This is a genomic window from Bacillus sp. OTU530, from assembly GCF_038440375.1.
Genome location: NZ_JASATP010000018.1, coordinates 83019 through 105273 on the forward strand (window position 1 = coordinate 83019; position 22255 = coordinate 105273).

Annotated in this window: 14 protein-coding genes and 2 pseudogenes; 13 read left to right on the forward strand and 3 right to left on the reverse strand. The window is 40.1% G+C overall.

Annotated features, from left to right (window positions below; all coding sequences use genetic code 11):
• Positions 1-715 precede the first annotated feature (715 nt).
• The 12 genes and pseudogenes from ppsA (at position 716) to AAHB12_RS15085 (ending at position 16626) form a co-directional block, all read left to right on the forward strand.
• Complete coding sequence (gene ppsA, locus AAHB12_RS15035) at positions 716-3316, forward strand: phosphoenolpyruvate synthase (protein ID WP_342045829.1); 2601 nt, start codon at positions 716-718, stop codon at positions 3314-3316.
• A 135-nt stretch (positions 3317-3451) separates the two neighbouring features.
• The gene (locus tag AAHB12_RS15040) at positions 3452-4048 is read left to right on the forward strand and encodes a class I SAM-dependent DNA methyltransferase (RefSeq protein WP_342045830.1); all 597 of its coding nucleotides are present in this window, start codon (positions 3452-3454) and stop codon (positions 4046-4048) included.
• 511 nt (positions 4049-4559) lie between these two features.
• Complete coding sequence (locus AAHB12_RS15045) at positions 4560-6095, forward strand: spore germination protein (RefSeq protein ID WP_342045831.1); 1536 nt, start codon at positions 4560-4562, stop codon at positions 6093-6095.
• The gene (locus AAHB12_RS15050) at positions 6092-7192 is read left to right on the forward strand and encodes a GerAB/ArcD/ProY family transporter (protein ID WP_342045832.1); all 1101 of its coding nucleotides are present in this window, start codon (positions 6092-6094) and stop codon (positions 7190-7192) included. Before AAHB12_RS15045 ends, AAHB12_RS15050 begins: the two co-directional genes overlap by 4 nt.
• Positions 7189-8304 carry a Ger(x)C family spore germination protein gene (locus AAHB12_RS15055; RefSeq protein ID WP_342045833.1) on the forward strand — a complete coding sequence of 372 codons (1116 nt, stop codon included), beginning with the start codon at positions 7189-7191 and terminating at the stop codon, positions 8302-8304. The genes AAHB12_RS15050 and AAHB12_RS15055 overlap by 4 nt, the downstream gene beginning before the upstream one ends.
• Positions 8305-8810: 506 nt before the next feature.
• Positions 8811-10082, forward strand: coding sequence for a cation:dicarboxylate symporter family transporter (locus tag AAHB12_RS15060; RefSeq protein WP_342045834.1), 1272 nt, complete (start codon positions 8811-8813; stop codon positions 10080-10082).
• 11 nt (positions 10083-10093) lie between these two features.
• Positions 10094-10355: pseudogene (locus AAHB12_RS15065) on the forward strand (lyase family protein); the annotation flags it as partial.
• A gap of 89 nt (positions 10356-10444) precedes the next feature.
• Entirely contained in the window at positions 10445-11881 is a 1437-nt protein-coding gene (gene aspA, locus AAHB12_RS15070) for an aspartate ammonia-lyase (RefSeq protein WP_342045835.1), read from the forward strand.
• A gap of 235 nt (positions 11882-12116) precedes the next feature.
• On the forward strand, positions 12117-13811 hold the full coding sequence (locus AAHB12_RS15075; RefSeq protein WP_342045836.1) for an NAD-dependent malic enzyme: 1695 nt from the start codon (positions 12117-12119) through the stop codon (positions 13809-13811).
• A gap of 50 nt (positions 13812-13861) precedes the next feature.
• A complete protein-coding gene (locus tag AAHB12_RS15080; RefSeq protein ID WP_342045837.1) occupies positions 13862-15391 on the forward strand; it encodes a fumarate hydratase in 1530 nt (509 codons plus the stop codon).
• 3 nt (positions 15392-15394) lie between these two features.
• Positions 15395-15502 (forward strand): annotated as a pseudogene (locus tag AAHB12_RS31800) (hypothetical protein); the annotation flags it as partial.
• A 173-nt stretch (positions 15503-15675) separates the two neighbouring features.
• Positions 15676-16626 carry a sugar ABC transporter substrate-binding protein gene (locus AAHB12_RS15085; protein WP_342045838.1) on the forward strand — a complete coding sequence of 317 codons (951 nt, stop codon included), beginning with the start codon at positions 15676-15678 and terminating at the stop codon, positions 16624-16626.
• 309 nt (positions 16627-16935) lie between these two features.
• On the opposite strand, the gene mgsA is transcribed toward AAHB12_RS15085, so the two are convergent.
• Positions 16936-17346, reverse strand: a complete 411-nt coding sequence (gene mgsA / locus AAHB12_RS15090) for a methylglyoxal synthase (protein ID WP_342045839.1) — start codon at positions 17344-17346, stop codon at positions 16936-16938.
• Between the two features lie 1204 nt (positions 17347-18550).
• Here mgsA and AAHB12_RS15095 point away from each other — a divergent pair.
• Complete coding sequence (locus tag AAHB12_RS15095; RefSeq protein ID WP_342045840.1) at positions 18551-19204, forward strand: bifunctional 2-keto-4-hydroxyglutarate aldolase/2-keto-3-deoxy-6-phosphogluconate aldolase; 654 nt, start codon at positions 18551-18553, stop codon at positions 19202-19204.
• A 547-nt stretch (positions 19205-19751) separates the two neighbouring features.
• On the opposite strand, the gene AAHB12_RS15100 is transcribed toward AAHB12_RS15095, so the two are convergent.
• Together AAHB12_RS15100 and AAHB12_RS15105 are read right to left on the reverse strand one after the other, a co-directional pair.
• Positions 19752-20873 carry a GerAB/ArcD/ProY family transporter gene (locus AAHB12_RS15100; protein ID WP_342045841.1) on the reverse strand — a complete coding sequence of 374 codons (1122 nt, stop codon included), beginning with the start codon at positions 20871-20873 and terminating at the stop codon, positions 19752-19754.
• A 400-nt stretch (positions 20874-21273) separates the two neighbouring features.
• Positions 21274-22143 carry a LysR family transcriptional regulator gene (locus AAHB12_RS15105; protein WP_342045842.1) on the reverse strand — a complete coding sequence of 290 codons (870 nt, stop codon included), beginning with the start codon at positions 22141-22143 and terminating at the stop codon, positions 21274-21276.
• Positions 22144-22255: the final 112 nt, after the last annotated feature.

Genomic DNA, 22255 nt, shown 5'->3' on the forward strand with positions numbered 1-22255 from the left:
GCAGTAACAGTTAGCTTAACGCAAGACTGTCGGAATCTAGTGGATATCTTATAAGGTGGAAACAGTGAAGTATGTGAGGACTTTCAGAAACGATGGAGTGGAAGGGATGTATATGCTGAAAAAAGGAAAACTTCAACATTGAAAGATAGTTCGTACATAAATGAATCTAATGACTCTAAGTAATCTTTTGAATTTCAATTACCGTAATTGTTTTACAAAATTAAAATACTATAAAAAAGGCTCTTATCACAACGTCAGAATTTTTGAAGTGTATTCCGGTTGATGAACTACCATATTTAAAACTTGTGGTACTCATAGGTGAAAATGTAAAAGAAGAAGGTCTTTATACAGACTTTAAGAAGCGAATGGAAACCGCTAGTGATCAGCTGACTGTTGAATGGGTTGACTAGGAAGATGTGCAAGCAGGAAATACCAGGGGATAGTCCAAAAACATGCCGGGATTAACTATGCAGTGACGGAGTCGGTTTGAACCAGTTTTTTGATGTGACAAATAGTAGCGGGAAATTAAAAAAGAACCTGGACAGCTTTACCTGGTTCTTTTATATTGCACAAAAAAAGACACGACGATATAATTAGATTACGACTGAGTTTATTTAAATAGGCATAATTGTATCATTTTACAATTTAATTGTACCACACCGGTAAGCTCTTGTCAAATGTTTTTTCCCAATTTAATGGTTAGGAGAGATATTGAATGAGTTCTTTGGTTCTCAGTTTTCAGGAAATGGATAAAACACAGCTTTTGCTCGTTGGTGGAAAAGGGTTAAATTTAGGGGAATTATCAAAAATTCAAGGAATACAAGTACCAGAAGGATTTTGTGTTACGACAGTGGGATATCAAAAAGCCATCGAACAAAACGAAACGTTTCAAGCGTTGTTGGATCAACTAACACTGCTAAAAGTAGAGGATCGAGATCAAATTGGTGAAATCAGCAGGAAGATTCGACAAATCATTATGGAAGTAAAAATTCCTTCCGACGTTGTGAAAGCAGTTACTCACTATCTCTCCCAGTTTGGCGAGGAGCATGCTTATGCAGTACGTTCTAGTGCGACCGCTGAAGATTTACCACATGCCTCTTTTGCTGGTCAACAAGACACCTATTTAAATATCATCGGCAAAGAAGCAATCTTGCAGCATATCAGCAAATGCTGGGCTTCCTTATTTACGGATCGCGCGGTAATCTACCGTATGCAAAATGGATTTGACCACAGTCAAGTTTATTTATCCGTTATCGTTCAAAGGATGGTTTTCCCGCATGCTTCAGGGATATTATTTACCGCTGATCCGATTACATCTAACCGAAAGCTGCTATCAATCGATGCCAGTTTTGGACTTGGAGAAGCATTGGTCTCTGGCTTGGTATCTGCCGATTGCTATAAGGTGAAAGAGAATAAAATCGTCGATCAGATGATAGCAACCAAAAAATTAGCTATCTATGGACGAAACGAAGGCGGAACAGAGACACACGACATCGCTCCTGATCAGCAAGAGAAGCAAACACTTACTGACCAACAAATTTTACAACTGGCACGCATCGGACGACAAATCGAAACTTATTTTAGCTGTCCGCAAGATATTGAATGGTGTTTGGTTGATGATACGTTTTATATTGTCCAGAGTCGGCCAATCACTACTCTTTTCCCCATCCCTGAAGCGAATGATCAAGAAAACCACGTGTATATATCTGTCGGCCATCAGCAAATGATGACAGATGCTATGAAACCATTGGGATTGTCTTTTTTCCTGTTAACGACTCCTGCACCCATGCGGAAAGCCGGTGGAAGGTTGTTTGTTGATGTCACACATCAACTGGCTTCACCCGTCAGTAGAAACAATTTATTAAATGCGATGGGTCAACACGATCCGCTCCTCAAAGACGCACTTATGAACATCATTGAGCGTGGAGATTTTATAAAATCGTTACCAAATGATACTACAGCACCGAATCCCACGAGAGGCAATGCCGATATGTTGGCACAAATCGAAAACAATCCATCAATCGTTTCTGATTTGATTCAGCGTAGTCAAACATCCATAGAAGAGTTAAAACAAAACATCCAAACGAAGTCAGGTTCAGATTTATTTGGCTTTATTCTTGAAGATATTCAGGAATTAAAGAAGATTTTATTTGACCCACAAAGTTCAGCTGTATTTATGGCTGCTATAAATGCTTCAACATGGATCAATGAAAAAATGAACGAGTGGTTAGGTGAAAAAAACGCGGCAGACACGCTTTCTCAATCGGTACCAAACAATATTACTTCGGAAATGGGTTTAGCACTATTGGATGTCGCCGATGTGATTCGTCCTTATCCAGAAGTAATTGATTATTTACAACATGTAAAAGATGATAACTTTTTGAATGAACTGGTTAAGTTTGGTGGTGGACAGGAAGCTAGAGACGCAATAATAGCTTTTCTCAACAAATACGGAATGCGATGTGCCGGAGAAATCGATATCACGAAAACTCGATGGAGTGAAAAACCAATTACACTTGTCCCTATGATTCTTGGTAACATCAAAAACTTTGAACCGAATACCAGCAAGCGGAAATTTGAGCAAGGGCAGCGTGTTGCTTTGAAAAAGGAACAAGAGTTATTAGACCGATTGAAACAATTACCAGATGGTGAACAAAAAGCCAAAGAAACCAAACGTATGATTGACCGAATCCGGAATTTCATCGGTTATCGTGAATATCCAAAATACGGCATGATTCATCGCTACTTCGTTTATAAGCAAGCTTTACTGAAAGAAGCCGAACAACTCGCACAAGTGGGCGTTATTCTTGAAAAAGAAGATATATACTATCTCACTTTTGAAGAACTTCTTGATGTTGTACGGACCAATAAATTGGATTACCAGATCATTAACAAGCGAAGAGACGAGTACAAATTATATGAAAAACTGACTCCCCCGCGTGTGATCACATCTGATGGTGAAACACCCTCAGGTAAGTACAAACGAGAAAATCTCCCAGCTGAAGCTCTTGTGGGTCTGCCTGTTTCTTCCGGAATTATAGAGGGACGGGCGCGTGTAATCTTAAATATGGAAGATGCTGATCTAGAAGATGGAGATATATTAGTCACATCCTTTACTGACCCTAGCTGGACACCGTTGTTTGTATCCATAAAAGGCCTAGTAACCGAAGTTGGTGGACTGATGACCCATGGAGCAGTTATCGCACGTGAATATGGCTTACCAGCAGTTGTTGGAGTGGAAAATGCCACCAAACTGATAAAAGACGGGCAACGAATTCGCGTGCATGGAACAGAAGGTTATATTGAGATATTGTAACAGCTGAATATTTTGTACCCACCGGAGCCTATACGGAAGGGCTTGAGGGGAGAATCACCCCTCAAGGTTTTGGTTTTTGCTATAATAACCACTATGTAGCTTTAATTTTTAATAAATAGGGAAGCGGAGTGAGATATGGAAAATAACGTTTTTGAACAGATGGCAAAAAGATATGATACAGAAGAAAGAATCGAATTAGCCAAAGTTATAGTTAAGGAAGTAAGACCAGAATTACGAAATAGTAAATCAAAATCTTTAATAGATTATGGGAGTGGTACTGGTCTAATTGGTTTAGAATTATCAGATTTAGTACATTCTATTTTGTTGGTAGATTCATCAGAACAAATGTTGGAGGTTGCGAAAGCTAAAATTTCTCACAAAGGAATTACCAACTCAAAAGTCCTTTATTCAGATTTTACTCAAGAAACTCCTGAACTTAAGGCAGACATAGTTTTAATGTCACTGGTCCTTCTTCATATTCCGGATACTAAAAAAATTTTACAAGAATTGTTCAACATTTTAAATAATGGTGGCAAGCTAATTATTATTGATTTTGACAAAAACGATAAAATAAATCATCCGAAAGTTCATAACGGTTTTTCGCATGAAGAACTGAAAAAAAGATTATCTGAAGTTGGATTTAAATCAATTGAAATTAAGACATTCTATCATGGTAATAGTATTTTTATGAATCAGGATGCCTCAATGTTTATATCCAGTAGTATAAAGTGAGTCCTTGTCTTTTATTTCTTCGTTCACATAATCTCTAAAAAAGAACCATTCATATCAAGGGTTTTGGCCTTTGACATTGTGAAATGTCATTGGTCTAGTTTATTCCCTGTTGATGTGACTGGTTCTTTTGACATTTTTGGTTAGTTAACTTTCTGTTCTTGAGCGTTTCTTGGTGTTATTTTTATTTTTTGAATTAAGGTTTAGAAACGAGATTTCGCAGAGCGAAAATCGAATTTCTTCTTTTCTTGATATGTTTTGTAGCATATAACCTTTTATATGGGATCTTGACGCATGCCTATTTTTAGGAAAGAGAAACATAGGGCTTATACAGCAGCCTATGATATGGCTAGTTATACTGGCTGTAGTTACATAACTAATGCTTAGCTTGATAGGCATGCGGCAGGGGAGATTCATAATGAATGGAAGGTTGTTTAAATGGAACTGTACATGAATTGTATTTCCGTAAACAGGGGATAATGATACAAATTTACTTTATATAGGCGATGGTAAGATGAGAATTTTTCGCAATAAACCAAGAAACAATTTGTATGAGCCTCAAAAACAAGTAAAGGACATTCAAAATAAAAAGATAAGCATAACCTTATCAGAAAATCTTGTAGATTTGTATACCCTTTTTACCCATACTCCTGATTTAATTGTACGGCACTTGGATATTCAGAAGAGTGGTGAGAAAGCGATTCTGATTTACCTTGCAGGTCTAACTAATTCAGACGCCATCCATGACCACATCCTTCGTCCGTTAATATACGGAGATGAAGATAAGGGGAATCCAAATTTACCAGTATCGATTGGTCATGTAGAATCATCCAATCATTGGAAAGGGTTGGAGAACAGTATTCTGCAAGGTAAAAGTGTACTGTTAGTCGAAGGACGAGACAACGCAATGATCTTTGACACCCAGGGGTGGCCACAAAGAGCGATTGAAGATCCACAGCTCGAAGCCTCTTTAAAGGGTGCGCATCAAGGATTTGGAGAAACAGGCAGTAAAAATATCGCGTTAATCCGCCGCTATATCCCTAGCCGTGAGCTAAAGATCAAAGAGGCTACAGTTGGACGCCGAGGAAAGTGTAAGGTTTCAATTCTGTACTTAGAAGATGTTGCACATCCAGAGGTATTGCAAGAGCTGGAGGATCGTATCCGCCAATTAGATGTCGACACGATTCTTAATGCAGGAGAGTTAGAGGAATTTATTGAGGATAATTCTTATTCTCCATTTCCGCAATTTATCTCAACGGAACGACCGGATGCAGCTGCTTCTCATATTTTGCAAGGAAGATTTGCTGTTATGGTGGATGGGTCACCCGCAGTATTGATTGCCCCGGTAACGCTTATAGCTTTTTTTCAAAATACGGATGACTATAGCTCACGTCTGCTAACTGCTAATTTTATACGGTTACTGAGGTTGCTTGCTTTTTTCATGGCTATTTTTTTGCCCGCACTTTATATATCGTTGATTTCGTTTAATTATGAGTTAATTCCTGTCAAATTGTTGCTCAACATTGGAAAATACCGGGCTGAGGTGCCTTTTCCGCCGCTAATTGAAGCGCTTATTATGGAGATTGCTCTTGAAATGCTGCGCGAAGCAGGGATACGCCTTCCTGCTCCTATCGGGCAGACTGTAGGGATTGTAGGGGCTATTGTGATCGGTCAAGCTGCTGTACAAGCTGGGATTGTCAGCAACATGATGATTATAGTTGTCGCCTCTACCGCTATTGCTTCTTTTATTATACCTAATCATGATATGAGCGCAGCCATTCGGTTATTGCGGTTTCCGATGATGTTGATAGCGTCTTTGTTTGGGATTGTAGGTATTGTGGTTGGTTTGATTACTTTGATTGGGCATCTTATTTCTTTGGAATCGCTGGGCACCCCATATAGTAGTCCATTTGCTCCAGCCCATTTTTCCGACTGGAAGGATGGTTTTTTTCGTGTTCCACTCTGGAAAATGAAGCATCGTCCTGTGAGCACAAGAGCGATTCAAGCAAAGAAGCAAGGCTCCAATCACCCTCAGGGGGATGACAAGTGAAAAAGTATGCTTACAATGAAATTACCCTAGTGCAATATATTTTTTTAATACATGGCGCGCAAGTGGGAATCGGTGTACTGCAGCTCCCGCGAATCTTGGCAGAAAAGGCAGGTACGGATGGTTGGATTCCTATTATCTTTGGTTGGCTGTTATCTGTTATCTCAAGCCTAATCATTGTTCAAGTAATGAAGAAATATCCAGAGGGAACTCTATTTGATTTGTTAACAAATTATTTTGGAACATGGGTAGGAAAAGCCATTGCTCTTTGTATGTCTCTGTATTTCGCTATGAAGGCATTTTCTGTTATTCAACGTTCAATTCTCTTTATTCAAGTATGGATTGTACCAGGAGTAGCTGGTTATGTGCTCATGATTTTATTCGCTATCCCTATTTATACTATTGCTCGTAATGGGATTCGCATCATCGGCCGGTATGCAGAGATCGTTTTTTTTCTTATATTATGGATGCCTCTCTTTTACTGGTTTGCTTTGCGGGAAAGCCATCACTGGATTTACCTTCTCCCTTTGTTCAAAGATATGGAGAAAGCACTATTGGCTACTCAATCTACTACATACTCTTTTTTGGGTTTCGAAATTGTGTTTTTACTATACCCATTTTTAGAAAAGAAGCAAAAAGCTTCCATCGGTGTTATCATCGCCAGTTCATTATCAATGCTTGTATATTTATTTGTGACTCTTGCTAGTTTTATCTTTTTTAGTCCGGACGAAATTACTCTATTTAACGAACCCACATTGAGCATATTAAAAGTAGTGGAATTTCGATTTATAGAGCGAATGGAGATTATTTTTCTTGCGTTTTATTTGTTAGTGCTTTCTAGGGCCTGGATGATTCATATGTATAGTGCTGTTTTCTGTACAAGTTGGCTGTTCGGGAAACAGGATCACAGCAAACATTTGCTCTTATTATTACTGGTGATGGTGATGATCATGTATTTTGTCACTCCTACTTTTAATCTAAATGACCAATCGCAAGGACTGGTAGCGAAAATTGCATTTCCCTTCGTATATGCTGCTCCTTTATTTTTATGGATTTATGTAAGTATCCATGAACGTATTCGCGGAAGGGTTACCAAATGAAGTGGTGGATTGGACTTTTGCTGTTGCTATTTTCTCTAATCATCCTTCCATCAGGAATTGTACAACAACCATACTTGGAGGATATAGCGTTTACCCTAGCATTTGGTATGGATTTGAATAAAGAAAACGAGTTGGTATTTTATGAAACCAGTCCTGTATTCGGTAAAGAGTTGAAAGAAAAAACAGAAAGATTTGATGTCAAGGCAAAAACGATCCGGCAGTCTAGAAACGAATTCGACGAGCGCAGCGCTAGTATGTTCGTTGATTCAAAACTTCAGGTCCTGCTTATCGGGAAACGATTGCTTCAAAATCCTAATTGGCTTTCCTTATTGGATGTTTTTTATCGTGACTCTAAGGCTACAGTCAATCCTAGAATTATGATCGTAGATGGTCCTGTCTCAGAGATCATGCACTTTAATCCTAAAGACAAACCCATCACCTCGATATATTTAAGGTCTCTAGTCGATACTTCACATGCAAGAGGGGAATCTGTAAAAACAACGCTGCAGAATCTGCATCAGCAGATGTTTGAAAAAGGCATCACTCCCTCCATCCCCAACATTAAAATGGGGAAAGAGGTTATATTGACTGGCAGTACACTGCTAAACGAGAAAGGAACGTACAGTACTTCACTTAACTCTCAGGAAACAACCTTGTTACAAATACTGCATGGGGACAAGTCCGATTTCTACCTCACCCTTCCTGTTGTAAAAGGGAAAGAGGAAAATGCAATCGAAAGAAACATGTTAAGTTTTAATGCTCATAACGTCAAAGTGAAGATTGACCCTGGATATAGTCATGATAAATTCAGATTTGATATTCATGTTAATATGTACATCGAATTAATGGAACGTCTCTTTCCATTTGATATGAGAAAGAATACTGACAAACTAGAACAGCTGGTAGAAGAACAACTGAAAATGCAGCTTGGCGATTTCATAAAGAAGATCCAAAAAAATAAAATTGATCCAATTGGCTTAGGGATATATGCCAGAGCCTATCAAAACAGATATTATGAGCAAGTGCAGAATCATTGGGGCAAAGCGCTAGAAGAAGCAACTATCAATATTTCTGTAGATGTAACAACACGATCCATGGGGTCTATCAAATAACCAAAGAAAAAGGCGTTTACATTCTTTCAAGGAAGAAAAGAATGTAAACGCCTTTTTATAACACTGTAAGAAAGAAATTTCTAGCTGGAAGACCATTCGACGTAGCGAGAAATTTTAGGAATACAGTATAAGTGCAACTATGCTTCTGTCTTTGCTTAAAGGCAGGGCTCGCCAATCAGCGAGTTTTCTTTATGAAGGTGCATTATTTGTAAGCAATTTTATCCCTCTACAGTTATTTATGAGAATTCAGCTCAATTTTTTATTCTGAAGAACAACGAATTTCTTAGGTTGATAGATATAGGGAGGGTCCCCTAAAAGAGGGGATAGAAGCTATGTCCAAGGTTGCAAATAAGATAAGAAAATGGTCTTTTCTCATTATGAAATATGTAAACGCTTAAATTTTTTAAAAATAATTTTGTGTGTTTTTGTCTCTTTTTGTAGATAGCCTTATAAGATGAGTTCAGATTCATTGATTCAAAGTGAGAGTGTTGATAAGGGGGATGTACATGAAAAAGTTTGGCTTAGCTACACAAATTTTTGTTGCACTTGTACTAGGTATTATTGTTGGAGCTGTTTTTTATGGAAACCAAACAGCAATTGCTTATATTGTACCAATTGGTGATATTTTCATTCATGCAATTAAAATGATTGTTATGCCGATTGTAATAGCTGCACTGGTTGTTGCGGTAGCGAGTGTAGGTGATATGAAAAAGTTAGGGAAGCTCGGCGGCAAAACGCTTCTTTATTTTGAAATCGTTACCACGATTGCACTTGGGCTCGGATTGCTGGCTGCAAACCTATTTCATCCAGGTTCTGGTGTAGATATAACTCACCTGGCAAAAGGGGATATCTCAGCATACGAGCAAACGGCAACCGCCACACAAAAGAATGGTTTTGCGGAAACAATCGTTCATATCGTTCCAAAAAACGTCTTTGAATCAATGGCACAAGGCGATCTACTACCGATCATTTTCTTTTCCGTTTTATTCGGCTTAGGAGTTGCGGCGACTGGAGACAAAGGGAAGCCAGTGCTTCATTTCTTTGAAGGTGTGCTAGAAGCAATGTTTTGGGTAACAAATCAAGTGATGAAAGCTGCACCGTTTGGAGTATTCGCGCTAATTGCGGTGACAGTTGCCAAATTCGGAGTGGGTACGTTACTTCCGCTTGGAAAGCTAATATTAGTTGTGTATGGAACTGTAGTATTTTTTGCTGTTGTGGTGTTGGGGATAAACGCGAAATTGACAGGAACGAATATTTTCACACTTATAAAAATTTTGAAGGAAGAACTTATTCTTTCTTTTACAACTGCCAGCTCTGAGGCAGTGCTTCCGAACATTATGAAAAAGATGGAGCAATTTGGTTGTTCGAAGGCGGTTGTTTCTTTCGTTATTCCGACAGGCTACACATTCAACCTGACGGGCTCAGCGATTTATCAATCACTTGCCGCGCTGTTTGTTGCGCAAATGTACCATGTTCATATGTCACTGACAGCGCAAATCACATTATTATTTGTGCTCATGCTAACTTCCAAAGGTATGGCAGGGGTCCCGGGCGCTTCTTTCGTTGTTGTACTGGCAACACTCGGTTCTATGGGACTGCCGTTAGAGGGAGTCGCTTTAATTGCTGGTATCGACCGTATTTTAGATATGGTTCGCACCTCTGTGAACGTATTAGGAAATGCATTAGCAGCGATTTCAATGGCGAAATGGGAGGGTGAATTTGATACAGACAAAGCACAACGTTATGTGGATTCCGTTAAAGACTCAAAGGCTGCATAAGAAACTAGGAGAAGAATTCGAATGATGTTTTTCTGACTGTGATTCACATTGCGGCATGAAATATGTTAGAGAAATTATGGGACACAATAGAATATATGCAAGGCATATTTGGATAAAAAGCAAAGGAATTTGACTATGTCAATGACATGCAATGACATGGGTCGCGTGCACCTGCAGAACGCTGTACCAATTCGTTTAGGAGAAGGATTTGAAGTGTATTCCCGCGTGCTTGCCCGTGATATAAGAGGCATCAAACAACCACGTCAGCATTTGGGAGGGCGAATTTGATACAGACAGAGCACGACGTTATGTGGATTCCGTTAAAGACGCAAAAGTTGTATAAGAAATAGGAGGAGAATTCGATGGAAGTAACTGGAAAAAAACTGAATATGCGGATTGAAAAGGATTTCTTAGGAGAAAAAGAGGTGCCAGTGGATGCTTATTATGGCATTCAAACATTGCGTGCTGTTGAGAACTTTCCGATCACAGGATATACCATTCATGAAGAACTCATTAAGGCTTTAGCCATTGTCAAAAAGGCGGCGGCTCTTGCCAATATGGAAACAGAGCGTCTGTACGAAGGGACAGGTAAGGCGATTGTGCAGGCTGCTCAAGAAATCATTGACGGCAAATGGCACGATCATTTCATTGTCGATCCAATTCAAGGAGGCGCAGGAACATCGATAAACATGAATGCGAATGAGGTCATTGCCAACCGCGCGCTTGAGTTGATCGGAAAAGAAAGAGGAGACTATTTCCATATCAGTCCAAACAGTCATGTGAACATGTCCCAGTCTACAAATGATGCTTTTCCGACTGCGATTCACATTGCAACATTGAATATGTTAGAGAAATTATTGAGCACAATAGAGTATATGCAAGACGTATTTGAACAAAAAGCAAAGGAATTTGACCATGTTATCAAAATGGGACGCACGCACCTGCAGGATGCTGTACCAATTCGTTTAGGTCAAGAGTTCGAAGCGTATTCCCGCGTGCTTGTCCGTGATATAAAGCGTATCAAACAATCACGCCAGCATTTATATGAGGTGAATATGGGCGCAACGGCAGTGGGAACTGGTTTGAATGCAGATCCTCGCTACATTGAACACGTAGTCGAGTACCTTGCTGACATTAGCGGCTTGCCCCTTGTTGGAGCAGAGCATCTTGTAGATGCAACACAAAATACAGACGCTTACACGGAAGTATCGGCTGCACTGAAAGTATGCATGATGAACATGTCCAAAATTGCCAATGACTTGCGATTGATGGCTTCTGGTCCTCGCGCCGGACTGGGCGAGATTGCATTACCTGCCCGTCAGCCGGGCTCATCCATTATGCCTGGGAAAGTCAACCCGGTCATGCCTGAGGTTATTAATCAAGTAGCGTTCCAAGTAATTGGAAATGATCATACAATTTGCCTTGCATCTGAAGCAGGACAGCTGGAATTGAATGTTATGGAGCCTGTTCTCGTGTTTAATTTGCTTCAATCCATTAGTATTATGAATCAAGCATTCCGTGCGTTTACAGACTATTGCCTAAAGGGAATCAGGGCAAATGAAGAAAGAATGAAGGAATATGTGGAAAAGAGCGCGGGCCTTATTACAGCGGTGAATCCTCATATCGGTTATGAGGTTGCTGCACGCATAGCGAGAGAGGCGATCTTGAACGGGAAGCCGATTCGCGAACTATGCTTGCAATATGATGTATTATCGGAAGAAGAACTCAATTTAATTTTGGATCCTTACGAAATGACACACCCAGGTATTGCAGGTGCAGTTCTTTTCGAAAGACAGTAAACTGGCACATGTTAAGAAAAAGGGGCGTAGCAGCCCTTTTTTTCTTGATATAAGGGACATGTCTAGCTTCACCGGTTAGGTGTTGCTATCTAAGAATCTCCGTCACAAAAAGGAAAGCGCCTTTTACTCCGGCCACCCCTACGCTGCCATAAAAGGCGGGCCTTGTCCGCTTTTCTTACTGGATATGTACAGAGGGATCAACAGCAGAATTTTAATTGAAAAAGGAAGGGATTATATGTGTAAATTCACGGTTACTCCGAATGGGGAAGTAGAAACTGCTTTGCGCGGCGCGGAATTGTTAGCTGTCCCTTTGTTGAACAAAGGGGTTGCATTCACGCAGGAGGAGAGAGAGGAGCTGGGTTTAACAGGATTATTGCCGCCGGCGGTGCTGACGCTTGATGAGCAGGCGCGCCGCGCTTATGAACAATTCTCCTCGCAGCCGAGCGATTTGCATAAAAATGTAACGATATCGGCGCTCCATGACCGAAACGAAGTCTTATTTTACCGTGTGCTGACGGATCATTTGTCTGAAATGCTTCCCATTGTTTATACACCGACGGTCGGGCTGGCGATCCAGCGCTACAGCAACGAATACCGTCGGCCGCGCGGCGTATATTTATCCATCAATGATGTAAGCGGTATGGAACAGGCATTTAAAAATTTCAGCTCGAGTGTAGAAGATATCGATTTAATCGTCATTACTGACGGGGAAGGGATTTTAGGAATCGGCGACTGGGGCGTTGGTGGTATTAATATCGCAATCGGCAAATTGGCCGTTTATACTGCAGCAGCTGGAATCGATCCTGGTCGTGTGATGCCTGTCATTTTAGATGTGGGCACAGATTGTGAAGAACTTCTAAACAATCCGTTCTATATTGGGAATCGCCATCCGCGTGTTCGGGACGAGCGGTATGATGCGTTCATCGAGCAGTTTGTAAGCACGGCGTCAAGAATGTTTCCTCACGCCTTGTTGCATTGGGAGGATTTTAGCTCCAAAAATGCACGAAACATTTTAGAGAAGTATCGGGATAAGGTTTGCACATTCAATGATGATATACAAGGTACAGGAGCCGTATCGCTTGCTGCTGTTCTGGCAGCAGTGCAGGCTTCCGGTATTCCGCTGCGTGAACATCGCGTTGTCGTATTCGGTGCAGGTACGGCTGGTATCGGAATTGCCGATCAGGTACGCGATGCGATGGTGCGCGAAGGGCTTTCATGGGAAGAGGCGAATCGCAGATTTTGGTGCATTGACCGGAACGGTTTGCTGGCAGATGATATGAACGGCTTGTATGACTTCCAGCGTCCGTATGCACGTCCTGCCGAAGAGGGCAACGTGGGAGCTGGCTTGGCTGAAGTCGTTCGTCAAGTGCATCCGACCATTTTAATCGGAACTTCAACTGTTGCGGGAGCGTTCACCGAAGATATTGTGAAAGAAATGGCAGCACACGTTGAAAGGCCGGTAATTTTACCTATGTCCAATCCAACACCGTTGGCGGAGGCAAAGCCTGCTGATTTAATTCAGTGGACAGAGGGACGAGCTCTAGTGGCAACAGGAAGTCCGTTCCCCCCCGTAACATATAACAAAACAGTGTATGTAATCGGACAATCGAATAACGCTCTTATCTTCCCAGGGCTTGGGCTTGGAACGAACGTGTCCCGTGCCAGTATCATTACTGACGGCATGTTTGTGGCGGCGGCGAAAGCGGTGACAAGCATGATTGATGTAAGCAAGCCGGGGGCGCCGTTACTTCCGCAAATCGAGAATCTTCGCGCCGTTTCAGAAATCGTTGCGATAGAAGTGGCAAAAGCGGCAGTTGCCGATGGTGTGGCACGAATGAAACATGCCGATATAAAGCAAGCGGTTCGAAACGCAATGTGGGAGCCGGTCTATCGGCCTATAAAAGCGGCAAAAGAAACAGTTATAGGATAAATCAAATCGTGAAAATGTTTAGATATCGTTCTCATTCAGGGGGAAATGAAATGGAAAAGCTTCAAGAAAGCATGTATAAGTTAATCGTTGAGACCTCTACGAACCTGCCAAAGGACGTCCGTCGTGCCATTCAGCGTGCAAGGGAGAAGGAAAGTGCAGGTACTCGTTCGGCAATGGCACTTCATACCATTACAAATAATATTAAGATGGCGGATGATAATATTTCGCCTATTTGTCAGGATACAGGAATGCCAACATTTAAAATAAAAACACCGGTTGGCGTAAATCAGCTCGTTATTAAAGAAGCAATTCATGCGGCGATTGAGCAAGCGACAAAGGATGGAAAGCTTCGTCCGAATTCTGTTGATTCCCTATTTGGAAACAACAGCGGCAACAACCTTGGTGCTGGTACTCCGGTTGTAAAATTCGAGCAATGGGAAAAGGATTATATTGATGCCCGTTTAATCCTAAAGGGAGGCGGCTGTGAGAATAAAAACATCCAGTACAGTCTTCCCTGTGAGCTAGAGGGTCTTGGCAAAGCTGGCCGTGACCTAGACGGCATTCGGAAATGCTTAATGCACGCGGTATACCAAGCACAAGGACAAGGCTGCAGTGCAGGGGTAATTGGTGTTGGGATCGGCGGCGACCGTACATCCGGCTATGAGCTTGCTAAAGAGCAGCTATTCCGTTCATTAGACGATGAAAATCAAATTCCAGAGCTGCGCCAATTAGAAGAATACGTGATGGAAAATGCGAATAAGCTAGGCATCGGAACAATGGGCTTTGGCGGCGAAACAACATTGCTTGGCTGTAAAGTTGGCGTTTACAACCGTCTTCCTGCCAGCTTCTACGTATCTGTTGCGTATAACTGCTGGGCATACCGCCGCCTAGGTGTTACCCTTAGCCCAGCAACAGGCGAAATCGCCCAGTGGTTATATCAGGAAGGTGATGACACCCTTCAGCCAGCGGCGGCAGAAGCAGCAGACGTACAGGAGCAGCGTGAAATCGTACTGCAGGCACCAATCACAGAAGAACAAATTCGCGAGCTTCGCGTTGGTGATGTTGTTACGATTAACGGCATGATGTACACAGGACGTGATGCAATTCATAAGCATTTAACAGATAATGATTGTCCGGTTGACCTGAATGGACAAGTGATTTACCATTGCGGTCCGGTTGTGATGAAGGATAGCGAGGGCAAATATCACATTAAAGCCGCTGGTCCGACAACAAGTATTCGCGAGGAGCCATATCAAGGCGACATTATGAAGAAATTTGGCATCCGCGCTGTTATCGGAAAAGGCGGTATGGGAGCGAAAACCCTTGCTGCACTTCAGGAGCATGGCGGCGTATACTTAAACGCAATCGGCGGTGCAGCGCAATATTATGCAGAATGTATTAAAGAGGTAGAAGGTGTGGACTTCCTTGAGTTCGGTATTCCAGAAGCAATGTGGCACCTGCGCGTAGATGGCTTTAAAGCAGTTGTAACAATGGACTCCCACGGCAATAGCCTTCATGCGGATGTGGATAAAACATCTTTAGAAAGATTGGCACAGTTTAAAGAACCTGTATTTAAATAAGGGGATGAAAACAAAGTGTACGATTATCCTATGAAGGGGAAGTTCTTTGCAGTTGTCTCTAATGGGATAGCCGTGCTCGGTCTTGGAGATATCGGGCCAAAAGTTGCTATATCGCGGACGGTGTGGTCCAGGTTACATTTTATATGTACTCAGGCTGTCCGCGATGCAAGATGGGGACTAGTCTATTGCTCTTTAAAGGCTGTGAATAAAGTGTATAGATACTTCATTAACATGAGGATTCTGGTACGAAAATAGCTTAGTGGGAGTATAGGAGTGAAGGGATATTGAAAAAAAGATGGATTGTTCCATTAGTTTTCACAGTTATTCTAATAGCCATGATAAGCTTAGTAGCTCAGTTTCTTAAAGGAAACGATAAGCCTAAAGTTATAATTGTTTTAAAAAGACTAGATATAGAGTATTGGAAAGCTTTTGAGGCAGGAGCCAAAAAAGCGTTTCGTGATTTTGATATAGATGGTACAGTAACTGCTCCAGCTTCTATATACCCCATTACCAATCAAGCTAATCTATTAAAAAAAGTTCTAAAACAACATCCAGATGCACTAATTGTAGCTCCCACTCACATCCAGGTTGCCAATCCTGTATTGATGGAGTACAAAAAACAACACATTCCCGTATTTCTTACAGCCACAGATGTTGAGTGGGAATACCAAGCCTCGTATATTGGAACGGATAACTTTACATTGGGTAAGACGGCGGGAGAATTATTAGGTTCTATGCTGCAACCAGGGGATCAAGTAGCTATCCTTCTTGGGAAGATCGATGATCAAGCCATGATTGATCAAAAAAATGGTGCAAAGAAAATTTTAGAGGATGCTGGAATAATGATTGTCGCAGAACCAGTAGGGTATGACAGGTTAGGGAATCCAAAACCGGTACTAGAAAATGTTTTGCAAGATTATCCAAATCTTAAAGGTGTAGTTGCTACTAGTGATAGACTAGCCCTAGAGGCGTTAAAAGTAGTAGAGGAAAAAGAGTTAAAGATCTCGATCGTCGGAACAGATGGCCTTACGGACATGGTAGAATCCGTTAAAAAGGGAGAATTAAGTGCTACAGTAGCGCATAATCCTTATGATATGGGCTATCTGAGTGTGGAACAAGCATATAAAGCAATTAAGGGGGACACCATTGGAAAGAGAGTTGATAGTGGTATTGAAATCATAACGCACGATAATGCGCAAGAGAGATTAGATTTTCTAAAAAAAATATTACACTGAAAATAAGTTTTTAACATTACCTTTAGTCAAAAAATAACCTCTAATCTTTGCTTAACGAAAGGTCAGAAGTTATTTTTTACAGGTTGTGGAGAAAGGCAATTTTGATAAAAAGAATTATCCTAAATAGTAGAAGATTTATTTGTATATAAAAACCCCTTTTAGCCGTCTAAAGGGGCTTTTATATCCTATTTTTTCTCGTTGATAACGAATAAAACACCACTGAGAATTAAGATGGAGCCGAGCCAAAACATTATACTTTCCTACAGTATAAACAAGCAATGCCCTCCAGAACACTTAAATAGAGGAAGTTCAATTCCCTTGCTGTTCATGAATAATAGAACGCCATTTTAAATCGCCACGATCTAAGCCGTGAATTAATATTTCTGCTGTTCCCATGTTTGTTGCAAGTGGAATAGCATATACATCACAGAGACGAATTAGAGCTGAAATATCTGGTTCGTGGGGTTGCGCAGTTAGGGGGTCGCGAAAGAAAATAACCATATCCATTTTATTTTGCGCAATTAATGCTCCAATTTCTTGGTCACCGCCTAGCGGGCCTGATTGAAAACGATGAACCTCTAATCCCGTTCCCTCCATAATTTTTATCCCCGTGGTTCCTGTTGCATAAAGCTCATGTTTTACCAAAATGTGTTGGTAAGCGATTGTGAAATGAACCATATCATTTTTCTTTTTATCATGTGCAATCAATGCTATTTTCATCTTTTATTTTCCCCTACCTGTTAAGTTATTTGGGCAGACTTCGCTTAGTTTTAGTAATTGTTGATAACGAGGCATTCTTGTTTGTTAAGAAGGAATGGCAAATGTCATCTTTTGTGATAATATCATTTTCCTATCTCAATCCTGGAAAATTCCCACTAATTTTTGGGGGAGATGAGGAGGTGAAGGAACTCTTAGTTAAATTCGCTTTAGAGTAGAATGCCAAACAGTTGATGACTAGGTCTATATCCATGTACTACCGCATGATGGTAGTGTAAGCAATGTCCGTCTATTACTCACACTACCATCATTTCTATCAAATTACTACGAAAATGTAGTTTATTCAGTTGGTATTATTTACCTGTTATCAAAACAATATCAGGCTGATCGTGCTTCTGCTGGAAAGAATTTTGTATCTTCACACTAATGCATATTGAGCCAATTATCTAGCCTTTTTGCGCTAAAACCCGCTGGAAGATAGATGCAGACAAAAGAGACATTGTGAAATCGATTTATTAAAAGTTGAACGAATGGATTTGAACAAAAAGTAAGTTAAGCAGTATTGGGGTAGGGGCTTCAGGTCTGTTAATTTTAAAAATGCTTCTATTAATGTAGTAGTTCATTTAGAAGGTCTTTTTGAAATGGAAAACATTAATCTGTAAGTGTAGAATCATACAAGCCATGGAAAATAAAGAAAATGCCACGGATATATATATTGAACAGATTTCACAAAAAGGCAAAAAAACTTTTTAGCTAGAGTGCGACATGTGAATTATTATAATTTCAATCACCGTATTTAAATTTTTAATTAATAAAAAAACATATAAAAATATAGAATTCTCCTTTTATGTACTAATTAAAAATTCTTTCAACCGGTATCCTCGATAATGAGTGCGTCGTTCATGAATGAGGTATCTTCTTCAAATGTTAAGAACAGAACAAATTTGGCTCCCGCCATAGGAGAGGGGGTTTGATTCCCATTTAGCAGTCCACGTGGAACTATTGAATTTATTTTTTGATGAAACTATACTTCAGGCATAAATTCGTTATATCGAATGTAGTTCGCATATGTGAATTATAAATATAAAGGAGTCATTGAAGCGGCTTTGAAGTTATCTAACCAACTGGGATATACTGCGAAAAGATTGTATGTTGTAACTAATTGAGATTCTAAAAAGAATCCATAACAAAATAGGGAGGTATTCCATTGACGAGAAAGCTAGAAAATTTAAAAACGATTTATGAAAGCGGTGTTGTGCTTATTATTCGCTCTGAAAGCGAAGAGGAAGCCTTGGCTGTTGCCGAAGCTGCCATTCAAGGCGGAATTAAAGCTTTAGAGATTACGATGAGCGTACCCAACGCTTTAAATGTAATTCAAACTCTAGCAAATCAATATAGTAACAAAGGGATTTTAGTTGGAGCTGGTACGGTATTGGACGGAGAGACGGCTAGGGCTGCTATTCTAGCTGGTGCGGAACTATTAGTCAGTCCGCAGCTTAATGCAGATATGGTTAAGGTTGCCAACCGCTACCAAGCGGTTACTATTAGCGGGGCTTTTACGCCAAAGGAAGTAATCGAGACTTTAGAGGCTGGAGCAGACATTGTGAAGCTATTCCCAGTTGAAGTGGTAGGTCCCAAGTATGTAGCGTCGATTATGGCCCCAGTTCCACAAGCGCCTATTGTGCCGACAGGCGGCGTTACCCCTCAGAATGTTCATGAATGGCTGCAGGCAGGCTGTATAGGTGTTGGTGTGGGAAGCTTTATTACAAAAGCGGCACGAAAGGATAGCGATTATCAAAAGGTTACTTCGGCTGCAAAAGAATTTCTTCAAGCTGTTGCCAATGCGCGATATACCTTGTAGTTTGTAAAGAGAAGTGTTCCCAGCACTTCTCTTTATTATATAGGATTCCAGCTGTCTGCCACACCCAGAGTGGGGGCAAAAACCCCTTATGCTCTTCTGTCTTTCTGAAAAAATAGAACCCAAATTTTTTCCTAAATGTACGTAACATGTCTTAATTAATAGTTTAAATAAAACAGTTATTCGCTTTCATGATCATTGTTTCCGTTACCATGAATCGATAGCTAATTTGCTAAAAAAGCATAAGAACTATAAAGTGTAGTCAATACACTAAGGAGGTAATTCTAATGAAAAAACTTTTAAATTTAGTCGCTTCGGCAATGGAAGAGTATGGAAAGTTAATGGATGCATACGGAATTACCCAGATTCGCAGTAAATAAAATTTTTAACTTAAGCCATCAAAAACGAGGAGTAAATAATCATGATTTCTTCGTATCATAAGATTCACTAGCCGACTCATGAAAATAAAAAGGTGAGGCGGCTTTTTGTTGTGAAAAAAGTCTTCGCATTTGTTTAAACCCGAGAGCTTTTGAATATAGCAGAGCGGTTATTAGGTTACATTTGATTTTGAGCTGTCTTTTTTCTTAAAACCATTACGAATCATGGACACAAGTAACATGAACAAAGGAATGATTACCATGAAAGGCAGGTGAAGAGAATACATCATAGTTTCTAAACCTTCTTCAATATGTTCCGCAAAATTTGAGGCAATCGCCATGGATAAAAGGAGGGAAATAACTCCCATTGGCAACATTATTTGTTGATGATTTTTCAACTTAAATAAATCGATTATTCCGATTATCGCCCCATAAAGAAGGATGGATGCTTTGAAAAACATTGTAATCAGAAGGGTAAAGACAACAACAGCATCTAGTCGTTGGATAAACTCGAAAAGGTCAACCGTCCTAATGGTTGATAACAATGGAAAAGTAGTTCTTTCTACCTCCTCGACGCTAAGAACAGCGATATCTAAACTTGTTGTATAACTTAGGAAAAAAGCGCTTGAAATGATGGCAGACAGCCACACTTTTTTCACTGATTCTGGTCGATCCAGATAAGGAAGCAGCATGGTAAAGACAAGCATTTGTCCGAAAGGGAAAAACGTAGTTATCGGAAATGCTGTCGTTACGATGGGTTTCCATCCATTCTCCAGAAACGGCTGCAAATTAGAAAGATTGATATTCCCTGAAAGATATACGAAAAGATTTCCTATTAGCCCCAAAGAGATCAAAATAACTATGAATACCTCTGCTGTTCTCCCCAATACTTCAATTCCTAGATAAAGTACATAACAAATGGTAAGAATCATCAAGATATTGATTGCTAATAATGGTGTTTGTGGCAATGTCGATGAAAGCAGCAAATCACCGAAGTCACGTAAAATCCGGGCAGCATTGTACAAAAAGTATATGGTGTATGACAAGCCAATTATCCACCCAACATATTTGCCAAATATTTTTCTTGTGTATCCAGTCAAAGGTAAGTTGGGGTATTGGCGAAATAAAGCGTAATAGATGAAAAATAAAGCTATTCCGCCACACAAACCTAGAAGAATCGCAAGCCAGGCATCTTTTCTGGCAGTTACCCCATAGCTTACAACCAGTGCGCTTCCAAGTTCGAACATAAACATCATGGAAAATAGTTGAATAACGCTTATTTTAGCTTTCTCCATCGCCTAGAGCCTTCACCCCTTACCGATTCCATTGTTTAATCCGTATCCTTGTATGGTTCATCTAATCATTTATCCTGCCCTACTTTCTTATTTTGAATACTTTTAGGAGATAAGGGACGTAAAATCTATACTTATATACGTCAAGTTGATATAATCCGTCTTCTTGGAGAGTGACCTGTTTTCTTAGCTTGATAGGCATGTATCAGAACCTCATACCTACTACCTACGTAAAGAAAACTCGCTGATTGGCGAGCCCTGCCTTTGGCGAAGACAGAGGCGTGGCCCTACTTATACTGTATTCCTAAAATTTCCGACTACGTTGAATTGACTTCCAGCTGGAAATGTATACTTTCCTACAGTGGAACAAAAACAAACCGATTGATATATCAATCAGTTTGTTTTACCTACACATCTTCTCTTTTAGAAAGTCAATAAAAACAGATTTTGGTCTGCCTTTTAAATAGATAAAATCAATACTAATATTGATTTTCACTGGAGGTGCCATTTCCACTCGGATCAATTCTCCATTTTCTAATTCTTGTTTGACACAATGTTCAGGCAAGAAGCTAATGCCCATCCCTTGTATCACCAAATTTTTTGCTGTTTCCATATTATCTACTTCTAAAGATATAGTCGGACTGACATCATTACTTGAAAATAGCCGATGAATCATGAGCCAATCCATTGATCCATAATCAAAAAAGATAAGGGGTTGTTTACTTACATGTTCTATTGTCACGTTTTCTTCTTTTAACAATATATGATTTCGAGGCACAAAAAGGCCAATAGGGTCATTATAAAGACGAATTGATTCTACTTGAGGATGTGTTTCTGTTCGTACGATGCCAAAGTCAACCTCTTTATTAATAACCTTCTGTAAGATGTCTTGTGAATGGCCTGTTACAATTTTTATTTTAACATCCTTAAATTCAGATTTGAAATCAGGTAAAATTTCAGGAAGGATATTATTAGATATTGATAAGGCACTGCCAATTACCAAGTCATATGGGATTGCTGCTTGCTGCAACCCATACCTTGCTTCCTGATAAGCCTGCAAAATTTTTTGTGCATGTGGAAAAAAATACTCTCCTTTTTCAGTTAAGGAAATCTTATTACCATTTCGATGAAAAAGCTTTATATTAATTTCACGTTCAAGTGATTGGATACGTGCTGTTACAGAAGGTTGGGTTAAATAAAGAGCTTCGGCGGCTTTATTGAAACTACCAAGTTGACAAACATATATAAAAGCTTCAATATTTTCAATATTCATGTCTAAACGCTCCTTACTTTAACTCTCTATTATCATTTACTATAACATGTACACGTAGATCGTATGCATCAAAAATTGGTAAAGTAAGGGTGCGACAATTCTGCCGCATTCC